Annotated in this window: 10 protein-coding genes; 8 read left to right on the top strand and 2 right to left on the bottom strand. The window is 55.7% G+C overall.

The genetic code is table 11. The features are described 5' to 3' along the window. Positions 1–47 precede the first annotated feature (47 nt). The 6 genes from RE6C_RS23535 (at position 48) to RE6C_RS23510 (ending at position 8,267) form a co-directional block, all read left to right on the top strand. Entirely contained in the window at positions 48–803 is a 756-nt protein-coding gene (locus tag RE6C_RS23535; protein WP_008660656.1) for a class I SAM-dependent methyltransferase, read from the top strand. Between the two features lie 128 nt (positions 804–931). Then, positions 932–2,383: a UTP--glucose-1-phosphate uridylyltransferase gene (locus RE6C_RS23530; protein WP_008660655.1), complete on the top strand. Its 1,452-nt coding sequence runs from the start codon at positions 932–934 to the stop codon at positions 2,381–2,383. 157 nt (positions 2,384–2,540) lie between these two features. Next, the gene (locus RE6C_RS23525) at positions 2,541–4,379 is read left to right on the top strand and encodes an HlyD family secretion protein (protein ID WP_008660653.1); all 1,839 of its coding nucleotides are present in this window, start codon (positions 2,541–2,543) and stop codon (positions 4,377–4,379) included. Beyond that, positions 4,376–5,236, top strand: coding sequence for an ABC transporter ATP-binding protein (locus tag RE6C_RS23520; RefSeq protein ID WP_039963145.1), 861 nt, complete (start codon positions 4,376–4,378; stop codon positions 5,234–5,236). The genes RE6C_RS23525 and RE6C_RS23520 overlap by 4 nt, the downstream gene beginning before the upstream one ends. Then, entirely contained in the window at positions 5,233–6,564 is a 1,332-nt protein-coding gene (locus tag RE6C_RS23515; protein WP_008660651.1) for an ABC transporter permease, read from the top strand. The genes RE6C_RS23520 and RE6C_RS23515 overlap by 4 nt, the downstream gene beginning before the upstream one ends. 236 nt (positions 6,565–6,800) lie before the next feature. Further along, positions 6,801–8,267, top strand: a complete 1,467-nt coding sequence (locus RE6C_RS23510; protein ID WP_008660649.1) for a Gfo/Idh/MocA family protein — start codon at positions 6,801–6,803, stop codon at positions 8,265–8,267. 253 nt (positions 8,268–8,520) lie between these two features. Here the strand turns inward: RE6C_RS23510 and RE6C_RS23505 are convergent, their stop codons facing one another. After that, the gene (locus RE6C_RS23505; protein WP_039963199.1) at positions 8,521–9,651 is read right to left on the bottom strand and encodes a HEAT repeat domain-containing protein; all 1,131 of its coding nucleotides are present in this window, start codon (positions 9,649–9,651) and stop codon (positions 8,521–8,523) included. A gap of 328 nt (positions 9,652–9,979) precedes the next feature. Here RE6C_RS23505 and RE6C_RS23500 point away from each other — a divergent pair, with 328 nt between their 5' ends. After that, on the top strand, positions 9,980–10,897 hold the full coding sequence (locus RE6C_RS23500; RefSeq protein WP_008660644.1) for a phosphoadenylyl-sulfate reductase: 918 nt from the start codon (positions 9,980–9,982) through the stop codon (positions 10,895–10,897). Positions 10,898–10,933: 36 nt separating this feature from the next. Continuing rightward, entirely contained in the window at positions 10,934–11,359 is a 426-nt protein-coding gene (locus tag RE6C_RS23495) for an Rrf2 family transcriptional regulator (protein ID WP_008660643.1), read from the top strand. A gap of 268 nt (positions 11,360–11,627) precedes the next feature. On the opposite strand, the gene RE6C_RS23490 is transcribed toward RE6C_RS23495, so the two are convergent. Further along, complete coding sequence (locus tag RE6C_RS23490; RefSeq protein WP_008660642.1) at positions 11,628–13,685, bottom strand: flagellin family protein; 2,058 nt, start codon at positions 13,683–13,685, stop codon at positions 11,628–11,630. Between the last annotated feature and the right edge of the window lie 63 nt (positions 13,686–13,748).

Genomic DNA, 13,748 nt, shown 5'->3' with positions numbered 1-13,748 from the left:
AAGGACAACTCAATTTTATCCGATTTCTTCAGACAGTCTGTATCAGCGTGAATCGAGTCACCGACGACCCATCCAACGACTTCTTCTTCGAAGCCTACGACCGTGAAAACATCGCATACGGCATGCAACCGTCGCCGGAATTGGCTGCTTACTTGAGCCAAACCGGCGCGAAGGCATCGACCTACACCCAACGGCCGAAAGCGATCGATTTGGGTGCTGGGGCCGGTCGAGACACGCTGGCTCTCGCCGCGGCGGGTTACGACGTCACATCGGTTGACGTCAGCGAGCGAGGGCTCGACCGGATCCGCGAACGAGCTGAACGTGCAGATCTGTCCGAACGGATTCAGACCGTCGTCTGCGACGTTCGCGAGTTGTCGATGGAAGCGAATGTGTACTCCGCCGTTATCGCGACAACGGTTCTGGATCACATTCCCGAGTCCGACGCACCGGCCGTTTGGAACAAAATGAGTGCCTCCTTGACCGACCACGGCATGCTGTACGCCCAAGTTCACACAACCGAAGATCCGGGCAGCAACCAATCACCAGGCAAGGAAAGCGACCAACCCGTCAGCGAAACGGCGGGTGCGGTCATCAATTATTTCCGCCCGAATCAATTGGTCGGCTGGGCATGTGACCCGAAATCAAAGCTGCGAGTACTGCGTTATGAAGAACGCCTCGAGTGGGACACCACCCACGGCGCCCCGCACCAACACGGTAAGGCGGTTCTGTTAGCCGTTCGCCAGGGGTTCCATCCGGAATGGTTTGGCCAACCCGCAGCATTCCCGCGTCCCGAACAGGATTGACGAAGTTTTCGCGAATCTCTCCAACGGGTGGCTGGAATGGGTACGGAACAGAATATGCTGTTCTGAGCTGCCGTCTTTGCTTGCAATTCAATGCATTCACCTTTCCTCAAAGAATCCACCAGTTGCCAATGTCTGCCGCCCAGTCGTCCGCTCAAAGCCAGCCCACTCTTTCGTTCGATGAGCTGAAATCTCGCTTGGAGCCCTTCGAACAAACACACTTGCTGCGTTTCTGGGACTCGCTTGATTCCGACCAGCAATCTCGCTTGAGCGAGCAGATCGCGCAGGTCGACTTCGCTCGTCTCAAAACGCTGATCGAAGGCAAAGACAAATCAGTCGACTTCGGTGAACTGGCCGCGCGAGCGACAATGCCTCAAGCGGTCGCCAGCGACGGAAGCGGTTGCGACTGGACCCTCGACGATGCCCAGAAACGCGGCGAAGAAGCCTTGCGAGCCGGTGAGATCGCGACGGTGTTGGTCGCCGGAGGGCAGGGCACTCGACTGGGCTTCGATCAACCCAAAGGCATGTTCCCCGTCGGCCCCGTCAGCGAGCGAACACTGTTTCAGTTTTTCGCGGACCGTCTGATCGCGGCGGGAGAGAAGTACGGCGTCGACGTGCCTCTGTATCTGATGACCAGCGAAGCAACCCACGCCGAAACACGTCGCTACTTTGAAGAGAACAACTACTTGGGATTGAAACCCGAGCAGGTCACGATCTTCCAGCAAGGCACCATGCCAGCGGTCGATGCCGAGACCGGACAAGTGTTGTTGGCCGAAAAAGGTTCGCTCGCGCTCAGCCCTGACGGACATGGCGGAACGCTCCGCGCTCTTTCGCGAAACGGTTGCATGGAAGAGATGCGGAAGAACGGACGCAAACACTTGTTCTACTTCCAAGTCGACAATCCATTGGTCGGTCTGTGCGATCCCGTTTTCATCGGCCACCATTTGTTGGCCAACAGCGAGATGACCACGCAGGTGATCCGCAAACGTTACCCAACCGAAAAAGTAGGGAACATCGTCGAGATCGACGGTCAGACACAAATCATCGAATACAGCGATCTGCCAGACTCGGCCGCCGAAATGACCAACGCCGATGGCAGCCTGAAACTTTGGGCCGGCAACATTGCGGTCCATCTGTTCGACCTCGACTTCCTGGAACGGATGCTGGAGCTGGACACTTCCCTTCCAATTCACCGGGCCAATAAAAAGGTTGCTCACGTGGACGCGGACGGCCAATTGGTGACTCCGGAAAGTCCCAATGCCATCAAATTCGAGCAATTCATTTTTGACCTGCTCCCTAATGCAAAAAATACGATTGTTTGTGAAGCAAATCCGGCCGAGGCCTTTGCACCGGTGAAGAATGCTAACGGTGCGGCGACAGACACCCCCGAATTGGCCCAACAAGCGATTTGCGATCTCCACCGAGGCTGGCTGAGATCGTGCGGCGTGACGGTGGACGATTCGGTCAAAGTCGAAATCAACCCCCGATTCGCGATGAATCAGGACGAGCTGTGCGAAAAATTACGTGAATCGGGCGACTCCGATAGCGAACAATCGATCTCCTCGGATCGATATTTTTCGTAAAAACGGTTGGGGGATCGGTTGGGTCAAGTAACATATTGGCCCGACTGGTGAACTCGCCGTGTTCACCTTCCCCACAAAAACCACGCGAAACCTTCGCTGATTTTTGGGGTTCAAATGTTAGCCCTCCGTTCTCTCCCCACGGCCCCGCCTGAAAATCATGCGATCATCCAAATTCAGCCCGCACCGGCAACAAGCCGGAGCGGAGCGACGTCGCTTTCGTACGGCTCGCCCAATCATTGGCGATTCCCTCCATTCCGCTGTGGCGAGGAAAACCCTGCCTGTCGCGGCGGATCAGCCGCGAACGGGAGGGATCTTGGTCGGACTGTTGATTTGTTTGGTCCTGCTCGGCGTCGGAGGCTACTTCGGCTACCAGCAATACATCGCCAAACAATCCACGATCAGTGCAGACGATTTGATCGTTTCCGAAGTCGTCAAAAAAGCTTTCGATCACACGGTGGTCGAACAGGGCGAGATCGAGAGCAGCAGCAACACTGAAATCATCTGCCAGATTGAATCTCGAGGCGGATCAGGCACTTCGATCCTGTGGGTCATCGACGAAGGCTCGCGAGTCCGGAAGGGCGACAAATTGGTGGAACTGGATTCGTCGAACCTAGAGGTGGAGCTGAAAGAGAACCGCATCAAGCTCCTGACTGCCGAAGCGAACGTGGCCACCGCATCGGCACTGGTCGAACAAGCCAAAATCGCTCGCGAAGAGTATCTCGAAGGCGTCTACAAGACCGACGAGAAGGCGATCCTGAGCGAGATCGCCGTGGCTGAGCAGGAACTTCGCAAGGCGCAGCTGGCCATCGGCAGTACTGAACGCTTGGTTGCGAAGGGATTGGTCAAATCGCTGCAACTGGAAGCCGACAAATTCGCACTCGCAAACGCTCGAAACCAACTCGAATCGGCACAAGCCCGCTTGAAGGTGCTGCAGAACCTGACTCGACGAAAAATGCTCGTCCAATTCGATAGTGACATTGATGCGGCCGAGGCCACGCTGTCCGCCGCCCGATCGGAATTGCTTGAAGAACAACAAGAGCTTGCTGAAGTGGAACAGCAAATCGAATTGTGTGTGATGTATGCTCCGACCGATGGCGTCGTTGTGCACGCCAACCGATACAGTTCGCGTGGTGGGAACGCCGAATTCGTCGTCGAAGCCGGTGCACAAGTCCGAGAACGTCAGGCTCTCATCGAGCTCCCCGATCCCACCAAGATGCAGGTTAAATGCAAGGTCAATGAGTCTCGCATCACGCTACTTCGAAAGGGAATGCCCGCGAAAATCCGCTTGGACGCGTTGCCTGATGTGACACTGAAGGGACGTGTTACCAAGGTGAATCGTTATGCCGAGCCAGGCAGTTGGTACAGCTCTTCGGTCAAGGAATATGCCACTACGATTGAAATCATCGATCCGCCCGAGATCATCCGAACCGGCATGACCGCGGCGGTGGAAGTGTTCATCCAACAACTTCCCGATGCGACCCAAGTCCCGATTCAGGGGCTGTATGAACACGGTGGCGAAATGTACTCGCTCGTGCAAACGGGATCGCAAAGCTTCGAAACTCGTGAAGTAAAAGCGGGTGCAATCAACGACACCATGGCGAACATTGTTTCGGGTTTGGAACCTGGCGAAACAGTCGTTCTAAACCTGCGAGAACATTTGAATTTGCTGGATCTGCCGGACATCGTTGCGGTGGACAACAGTGAAATGCGCGACCTTCGCGAAACCGCACCCGCGGAAGGCGCGGGGGAAGACGCACCCGGCGTGGGACCTCCCGGCGGTCGTAAACCCGGCATGGGTCGACCTCAAGGTGGCCCACCCAAGGGCAATGGTGGGGCTGCTGGCGGCGGTGCAAGTCGCCCGGGTGTTAATAAACAAACCGCGACAGAGACATCCGATGAGGATGTTTCGGACTCCGCTGGTGAGGCTGATGAAGCCAAGGTGGAGCCAGCGAAGGCGATCACGAAGGTCACTGACACGATTCCGGCCGCGTCATGAGTGTCCCCAACGCCTATGACCCGCAGATGTCAGACATTTCTTCTAGTGGAACCGCTGTGGCAGACAACAAATCGGAGTCCAGCGTTAAAGGAAAGCGTCTGGCGACGAGTATCAAAAACTTAACGAAAGAATACGTTCTGAAGAGCGAGACCGTACGTGCTCTTCGTGGGGTTTCATTTGACGTGCCTGAAGGCGACTTTGTCGCAATCATGGGTCCATCGGGCAGCGGCAAAAGTACGTTGCTCAATTTGCTGGGATGTTTGGACCAACCCACATCGGGTCACTTGATGTTGGGCGACGATGACATCGGGACCATGTCCGATGATGAACTCGCCGACATCCGCAGTCGCCGAATTGGTTTTGTCTTCCAATCGTACAACCTGATCCAACAGCTCAGTGTTACCGAGAACATTCAGGTTCCGCTGTACTACCAAGGCAAACTCGGCCCTGAGCAACACAAACGCGTTGCCGAACTCGCCGACCGAGTGGGGTTGGGCGACCGGCTTGATCACCGCCCCAATCAACTTTCCGGTGGACAGCAACAACGTGTTGCGATTGCTCGATCACTGGTCAATGATCCATTCTTCATTCTCGCTGACGAACCAACCGGTAACCTCGACTCGGTCACGACCGAAGAAATCTTGACATTGTTCGATGTCCTGAACAGCGAAGGTCGAACGATTATCTTGGTGACGCACGAAGATGATGTTGCAGACCGAGCCAAACGAGTCGTGCGGCTTAAAGACGGCATGCTGCACAGCGATGAATTGGTCCCCGAGGCACAGCGAGAACAAGCTCGCAACGCACAACGAGATGCTGCCAGAGCAATCCTCGCAAAACAGGGCCTCGAATCATGATGTGGCTTCGTACCTTCTCGCTCGGCGTCAAAAGTCTGACCCTTCACCCGCTTCGAACCGGGCTGACGATGCTGGGGATTTTGATCGGTGTTTGGGCCGTGATTGTGTTGACCGCGATCAGCCAAGGCGCCAGCGATCAAGTTCAGAAACAAATTGAATCGCTCGGTGCAACGACCATCATCGTCCGAACGGTCAAACCGCCCGAAGAGAAACTCGCGGAGCGATCCGCCTCCAAATACGGGCTGTTGCGTTCCGAGCTCGATCAAATTCTGGCGACACTGCCAACGATTCAAAAGGCAGTCCCGATCCGTGAAATTCGCCGCCAGTTCACTTACCGAGACAATTTGTGCGACGGACGTTTGGTCGGTTGCACACCGGGCTACGCCACCGTCAATCAACTAAAAATTCGCGAACGCGGCGGACGCTTTTTGACGGACGCGGATGGACTGAACAACGAAAACGTTTGTGTCATCTCAACGGGTGTTGTCGAGCGTTTGTTCCCTTATGAGGAACCACTCGGCAAACGGATTTACATTCCCGAACACACGGATTTCTATCGTGTCGTCGGCGTCTTGGAAGCTCGCAATCCATCCGCGGCCATCGGTGGCTCATTGGATTCGCAAGACTTTTCGAAGGACGTTTACATCCCCATTCAAACGATGCAGAAACGCATCGGCGACACGATTGTGACCCGTCGCAGTGGCCAGTTCCAAATCGAGATGATGGAACTGAACCAAATCACGCTGCAGGTCGAAAAGGTTTCGCAGGTCCGCACGACCGCTGCTGTCATCGAAAACATCCTGGCTCCCAAGCACGGTGAAGTCGGCGATGTCGCCGTCGTGGTCCCGCTGGAGTTGTTGGAACAAGCCCGTAATTTGCGATTGATGTTCCTTGGCATTGGGATCCTGATCGCCTGCATCTCACTTCTGGTGGGCGGCATTGGAATCATGAATATCATGCTCGCCAGCGTCACCGAACGAACACGCGAGATCGGGATTCGCCGCGCACTCGGTGCGAAACGAGCCGACATCGTCCGTCAATTCTTGGTCGAAACGATCGTGCTCAGCTTCGCCGGTGCGTTCCTGGGCATTTTGCTGGGATTTGCCGGCCCACCGATGTACCGACTATTCATTGGATTGGTTGCCACTGGATTCCCTGAACAGTTCGAGGCGTTGCCCAGTGCTATTCGTGATTCGCAACCCGCGATTGTCTACGAAACCATCCCATTGGCAGTGATCATTGCCGTCATGGTTGGTTTGGTTAGCGGACTTTACCCCGCAATTCGTGCTGCTCGGATGAATCCGATCGAAGCCCTGCGTCACGAATAAAAATCGGTCTTAAAAAAAGCATCGAAGACTCTTCGGCGAAACGGCCACCTAGGCGTTTCGCTTGAGGAGTCCTCGATCAGGAATCCTCGACCATGACTAAGGTCTTTTGGCGTGCGACGGACGATCTCCCGCTAACAAAGCCTCACGGGTGCTTTGCTTTTCTTAAAGGGCCTTCGTATCTTAGATAGGCCGCTCATTCACGGTTCCCCGTCTCTTTACTTCATAGGATCAACAACATGCGTGAAGTCTCGACTTCAAATTTCGGAAGGCGTCAATTTCTAGCTGGTGTAGCGGCTGGTGTTGGCACCGTCACTCTAAGCAGCCCCCTCCGTGCGGCGGCCAACGAAGAAGTCCGCATCGCCGTTTTGGGCGCCGGCGGACGCGGTGGCGAATTGGCCCGAACCGTTGACTCGGTCTCCGGCGCCAAACTAGTCGCTGTTGCTGATCCAGATGAAAAACGCGCCGCGTCGATGGCCAAAAAGTACGGTGCAAAGGCTTACACCGATCTGAGAGAAGCACTGGATTCGGATGATGTGGACGCTGTTGTCATCACGACTTGCAACCACTGGCACTGCTTGGCTGCTCTGTGGGCAATCGACGCTGGCAAAGATGTCTACGTCGAGAAGCCTCTCTCGCACTCGCAGTGGGAAGGTCGTCAAGTTGTCGAAGCTGCGAAGAAGTCCGGTGCGATCGTCCAACTGGGGACCCAACAGCGCAGCGATCCCATTCAAATGGAAGCTCGCAAGTTCTTGCACGATGAGAAAGGACTCGGCGCGATCAAATATGTCCAAGCCAATCGGCTCGGCGTTCGCGGGCCAATCGGCAAACGCGACAAACCACTGGAGATCCCAAGTGAAGTGAATTACGACTTGTGGCTTGGCCCTGCTCAGGACCAACCCATCATGCGAAACAACCTCCACTACGATTGGCACTGGGATTGGAACACCGGCAGCGGAGAAATGGGCAACTGGGGTGTCCACATCCTGGATGACATTCGCAACGTCGCCTACCAAGACAAAGTTTCGACGCCATCCAAGATGATCGCCGCTGGCGGTCGAATGGGCTGGGGCGATGCAGGCGAGACTCCAAACGTGCACTTCGCATTGTTCGAAACCGAAATGTTCCCGACCGTGATTGCACTGAGCAACATGTCGATCAAGCCGGGTGAAAAGGGCAGCTGGAAAGTTCCCGGTGGCAAGCCGATGACCGGACCAGGCAGCGGTTACGTCGTCGTCTGCGAAGGCGGCTACTACCTCGGTCAACGCGGCAGCGGCAAAGCAGTCGACCTGGACGGCAAAACCATCCGAAGCTTCAAGGCCGACGTAAGCACCGTTCCTGCTCACGTCAGCAACTTCGTCGAAGCGGTCAAGAGTCGCAAAGCGGAGTCATTGGCAGCACCGATCGAAAACGGCCACTACAGCACTGGCTGGTGCAATTTGGCCAACGTCGCAATGCGTTGTGCTGGCAACTACAGCGATGAACAGGTGCGTTCCGCATCGGAACTTCCCGCTTGGTCAGCCGTCCTAGATGACATGCACGAATCGTTGAAGCGATATGGCGTCGACATGTCCGAGCTGAAATCGGGCCCAATGCTGACGCACGATCCCAAGACGGAACGATTTGTTGGCGAAAATGCCGACGCAGCCAACCCGTTCCTTCGTCGCGAATACCGACCGGGTTACGAAGTCAAACCCGTCGCCTGATTGGCGAACGACACTGGACAGAACCGGGGCAATCGCCCGGCGGCTGATGCGGAGCGTGACCAATCCCATCAGCAACAACGCGAGAGCGTCCGGTTCTGAATCCCTGGTCACGGGGCTCTACGGAAAGTGCCAGCCACTTTCCGTAGAGCCCCGTCGCCTTGTTCCGTCCGGAGAGACCTTCGCTTGTTGCGATGGGTTGTGCTCATGCCGACGAAGAGGCTCCACCGGCTACCGGCACCATCCCTGACAAGCGTCAACTGTCGCGTCGCAAATCGTATCGTGGCGGCGATCGCAGTTCGGCAAAGTAGTTCTTCCACGCTGACTTGTCGTAACCAAAGTCGACGTCCGGCGCGATCGAGCGAAGCAACTGCAACACTTCGGGATGTCGATGCGGCGTGTTGATGACAACCTGCTTGCTTCCTTGCGAAAACCCGCCACCACCGGCGTTGTCAAAACCAGCTCTCGAACCACCACCGACCTGCTGCGTTTTCTTCTCGATCGTGACCAACGCGTCGATGTAGGCAAACGCTGCTTCTGGATTGGGGAAGTATGCGAGAGCACGGGCTGCGGCTTTGACTTGCTGCGGGTTGTTGCTTTTCAACCACGGCATGTAGGTCGCAATTGCCGAACTGGTCTCATTGGATTGCAACCAAGCCAAAGCATCTTCCCGAACCACATCATCGGAATCCAACAATCCCGTTTTGACGATTGCTTCCACGGCGGCACCAGTTCGAAACTCCTTCAACTTATTGAGCCAAACCATTCGGACCGGCCGCCAATTCGAACCACGCTTTTGCGAATCAACCAATTCTTTCGCGATTGCTTGCGAGGCCAACGGATCATCGATCGCCGCCATCTCGGCCATCGCTTCCGCGTCGCCTCGCAAGATTTTGGACAGCAACTGTTTAATAGTCTTGATCCAACGTTTCGCGACTTTGTCGTTCACGTCCGCGTTTTCTCGCCAAGCGACGACCTCCGGCAAAATCCATTGGCCCTTGCGATCTTTCACCAACCCTTGGTTCCGTCGCCAGACTTCCGTGAGAATCCACTTCCCGTCTTTGCGGGTGTAGCCCAGCGCGGCCCTGGCGTTGGGATGATCGGGCAGCAAGTCAATGGTTCGCAGCAAGTGATACTGCCGTTGCTGCAGCAGGTTGTTTTGCCTGCACCAAGTCGCCAGCTCGTAGTGAGCTTGCCCGTCCTGGCCTGCTTCGACGACGCGGCGTCGGTATTCCTGAAGCTTTTCATCGCCAACAATCATTCGCGAATTCGCTTTCGCGATCGCGACGGAAAGGTCCTGATCGATCTGCACCAAGACGTAGGGCGTCTTCTTCGAATCGACTTCGCGAACCTTGCCAGTCAGTTGCCCACCGGTGCTGAGCAACAAAGTGTCCGCCGTCGCTGCCCGAATCGGCAGACAAGCCACCCCCGTCGCAAATGCCACTCCGCCGATCAATCGCATTTGCCGGCGAAGAAATGACCGAGGTGTCGGTTGAAAGTGGCGAAAAATGTTCATGGCTCGGTTCTTTGGCTCATCAGACGAAAAGCAGCGACTTTCCCAATTATACGTCAAAGTCGTGACGATCCAGTTTGATCGGCTCAAGCGGACCGCTTCGGCGGCCGATGGGGATACTTGACCATTCAGATCATGTTTGTAAGGTTTCACACTTCCAAAGTCATTCAGACCGCTTTTTTGCGGCTGGAGATGAGTCGCAATGCCCATTCGCCTGAACGAGACAGCCGTGGTGAACCCCACTTATGTCCCCTCTGAATCCGAATCCACGCCTGTCTCGGCTGAGTCAGCATCCAAACCGTCGCTGCGTGTCCTCACGCCGGCTGAGATCGCTCACAACGAGGCTGCTGCGGGCCCGGACGTCGATGCGCAGGGGATTCCAACCAAACGCGGCGCCCTGGCAGCAGATCCTCCGCTGGCTCCCACAGACGAATTCTTGGCCGAACTGAAGCGAGACAGCGACTCGCTGGAATCAGCGACTCCTCAAGAAGTGTTGAAATGGGCGGTGGATCGGTTTGCTCCGAAATTCACCATGGCGACCGCCTTCGGCCCCGAAGGCATGACGATCATCCACATGCTTTCCGAAATTGCTCCCGAGACACCAATTTTCAATTTGGAAACCGGATACCAATTTCAAGAAACCCTCGATCTTCGCGAAAAGGTCAAGGAACGCTACGGAATCGAAGTCCAATACAAATATCCGTCGACCACGGTCGAGGAATTCGAAACGCTTCACGGCGGACCACTCTACAAGACCGATCCCAATCGCTGCTGCTTTGAACGCAAACTGCGAGTGCTGCATCGCGCGGCCAGTGGTTGGCACGCTTGGGCGAGCGCCATCCGTCGCGACCAAAGCGAAGATCGGGCGAAGGCTCCAATCGTTGGCTGGGACAAAAAATTTCAGCTCGTGAAAATCAGCCCCTTGGCGAACTGGACCAAGAAAGATGTGTGGTCGCTGATCTCGAAAGAGAACATCCCATACAACCCGCTGCACGACCAAGGCTATCCGAGCATCGGATGCCAAGCCTGCACACGTCCTGTCCAACTTGGTGAAGACGAGAGAGCAGGTCGCTGGAGTGGATTCCAAAAGACCGAATGCGGATTGCACACCTCGGAATGACCTTGGTCGGTTGAACCTAGTTCGGAGAAATTTGCGATGGTGATCAATGCTGCCGTACATTACGCCTGCTTGGCGATGATGGATTTGGCCATGCACAGCAACGACGGGCAACCGGTCCGTACGTCCGAGATCACTTCGCGCCATGACATTCCCGGACCGTATCTGGTGCAGATCCTTCGCACGTTGAAATCGACCGGATGGGTTCGTGCGGTGCGAGGTTCCCAGGGCGGATACGTTTTGGCCGTCGACCCCGATTCGATCACGTTACTCGACATCGCCGAAGCGATTGGTTGCACGGAATCCACCGATCGTGGTGATCAACCCATGTCCGATGCCCAGCGTGCTCTTCAACGACGATGGAACGAAGCGTCCGAAGAATCTCGAAAGCGTCTCGCTCGCGTTCGTCTTGGCGATGTCATCCGAGAATGCCAAGACGTCGCCGCTCCGATGTTTTACATCTGAGCGAGCCCTCTGATGCAATCAAGCGATTGGTCTTCTATGACGCAATTGCTCAGCTTCTAAACAAGAACGACTGATTGCACACAGCGGATCCAGTCCGTTCACACGCGGCTTCGCGCCTGCATCGCGGGAATACCGGCCTCGCGAGCCGATCGAGACCGCGGCCACTTCAAGATTGTGCCCGCTTCATCCAACGAAGAACGCCACCGATCCCATGATTTGGAATCGGTGGCGTTCGTTCTTAAATGTTTGCCTGGACCAAGAAGTCAGATTACCCGAGCAACGACAGCACGTTCTGCGGGTTTTGGTTTGCGAGCGAAAGAACGTTCGTTCCCGACTGAACCAAGATCTGAGCCCGTGTCAGGTTAGCCGACTCTTGTGCAAAGTCAGCATCGCGGATCGAGCTCTCCGCTTCCTCCAGGTTGGCGAGCGTTTCGTTCAAGCTGACCAAGTTGCTCTCCAAGCTCGTCGCTTGGAATGCACCGAGTCGACCACGAAGGCTGGTGACTTTGTCGATCACTTCGTCGATCACCGATGCGGCACCGTTGACATCATTCGTCAAGCTTTTTGCTTGGCCACTACCCAGTTCATACAGACGACCGTTGGCACCACCGAGTTGACCGGTGCTCAAACTGCCGATGCCCAAACGGGCTTGCTGGTTGCTGGTGACGTCTGGCCCCAACTGGAACAACGCCCCGCCACCAGTGATCGAGAATGAGAAGTTCGCGGAACTTCCATCGTCGACGGTGACTTCCAAATCCAACGATGACGTGTTGATCGACAACGTGTTGGCACGACCGTTGGCTTCCACACCATTGACTGTCGCAACGATGTCTTGTCCGGTTGCCCGTGTTTCGGCAAGAGATGATTCGAAGGTCCCCGAAGTTCCTTCATTGATCACATCAATGTTGATCAATGCTTCGGAACCGTAAGCGGTGGACGTGAACTGCAATTGACCTGTTGCAGTGCTCGCGGAGATTCCAGTGCTATCGCTAACCAAGTTGATTGCGGCCGCGATTTGGTCTTGTCCTGTACCGCCAGCAAAGTTGAACGTTTCGGCACCGGAGGCACCATTCAACTGGAACACCAAATCGTCCAGCAACACTTCTCCACCGGTGTTCGCGGTTGTCAGTGGTGATTCAGGAGCGACAAACGCGTTCGAGCCGGAGTTGTTGGTGCTCGTGAATAGGTTGGTGCCTTCGTCGTCTTGAACGGCATCGATGGCCGTCGCGATGGCGGCGTAATCTCGATTGGTTGGCGTCGCGGCCTGCGAGTTGAAAGTCACGGTCAGAATTTTCTGCTCTTCGTCGAATGAAGCTGTCGCGGCATCATCGGCCGTCGCATCGTTCAAGTCGACAAACTCGATCTGAACGTTGTTGAATTCCGAGCCTTCTGCGATCGCATCGATTTGGAACGCGACATCAGCGGTGACATCGGTGGGCAATGCCGCAGGAGTACCAGTGACCGCTGTTCCGGAAGCCGAAAATCCATCTTCCGCGCTGATCAGGTTTTGGATGGCAACCGCACTTGCATCCGCGTCCGCTTCACCAGGGTTCGCTGAATCACCAGTGAAGTTCCCCGTGACGGTCAGCACGCCAGTTGTGTCGTCGTACGATACTGCACCCGTGTTCGAATTATTTGGATCATCCACGAAAGCAACGCTGGTGAACCCTTCCGGCCCAACGATATCAATTGATTCACCGTTGATGTCCGCCGTCGTCGAGCTACCAAAGCTGGCGGAAGCCTGTGCCGCTGGGCTGAATCCGCCCGTCGTCACAGTTGCTTGAGTGGCCTCGGACTGAACGACGACTTCAACGTCGATCTGCCCCGTGATACCCAAGTTCGCTTGATCAATGTTGACGTCACGAATCGAGTCCACACTGCCCGCCGTGGATACGAAGTCCAACGATCCGTCCAGCAACTTGCGACCTTGGAAAGTCGTGGTCTGGGCAATTCGGTTGATCGCTTCGAGCGATGAGTCGATCTGCAACTGGTTTGCAGCGATCTCTTCTTTGGACAACGCCCCATTGTTGGCCGCTTCGACGACCAAACCGCGGACGTCATTGAGCAGGTTGCTGACCTGACCAAGAGCACTGTCGGCGGTGCTAATGATTTGGCTGGCCCGCCGCGTGTTGCTGATCGCTCGACCAAGGCTGGTCACTTCGCTTCGCAACGCTTCACTCGCAATCAAACCGGCTGGGTCATCCGCCCCGCTATTAATCCGCAAACCCGTGCTCAATCGAGTCAATGCCGTTTGCAAGTCTTCGTTGCTTGCCTGCAAGCGGTTTTGTGCAACGAGCGACGAAACGTTGGTATTGATTCTTGTCATGGGTGGCGAACTCCGTTTCCGATTGACTTCAATCTAAGTCAGGAAAGGCCGCAGATCCGCGGT

Source organism: Rhodopirellula europaea 6C (genome assembly GCF_000338295.1).
GTDB lineage: Bacteria > Planctomycetota > Planctomycetia > Pirellulales > Pirellulaceae > Rhodopirellula > Rhodopirellula europaea.
This window is presented reverse-complemented; position numbering and strand designations above follow the sequence as displayed.

Excerpts from the sequence above, each read along its gene's own strand:
- RE6C_RS23530 (WP_008660655.1), top strand. The coding sequence starts at position 932 with ATGTCTGCCGCCCAGTCGTCCGCTCAAAGCCAGCCCACTCTTTCGTTC.
- RE6C_RS23525 (WP_008660653.1), top strand. The coding sequence starts at position 2,541 with ATGCGATCATCCAAATTCAGCCCGCACCGGCAACAAGCCGGAGCGGAG.
- RE6C_RS23520 (WP_039963145.1), top strand. The coding sequence starts at position 4,376 with ATGAGTGTCCCCAACGCCTATGACCCGCAGATGTCAGACATTTCTTCT.
- RE6C_RS23515 (WP_008660651.1), top strand. The coding sequence starts at position 5,233 with ATGATGTGGCTTCGTACCTTCTCGCTCGGCGTCAAAAGTCTGACCCTT.
- RE6C_RS23510 (WP_008660649.1), top strand. The coding sequence starts at position 6,801 with ATGCGTGAAGTCTCGACTTCAAATTTCGGAAGGCGTCAATTTCTAGCT.
- RE6C_RS23500 (WP_008660644.1), top strand. The coding sequence starts at position 9,980 with ATGCCCATTCGCCTGAACGAGACAGCCGTGGTGAACCCCACTTATGTC.
- RE6C_RS23495 (WP_008660643.1), top strand. The coding sequence starts at position 10,934 with ATGGTGATCAATGCTGCCGTACATTACGCCTGCTTGGCGATGATGGAT.
- RE6C_RS23490 (WP_008660642.1), bottom strand. The coding sequence starts at position 13,685 with ATGACAAGAATCAATACCAACGTTTCGTCGCTCGTTGCACAAAACCGC.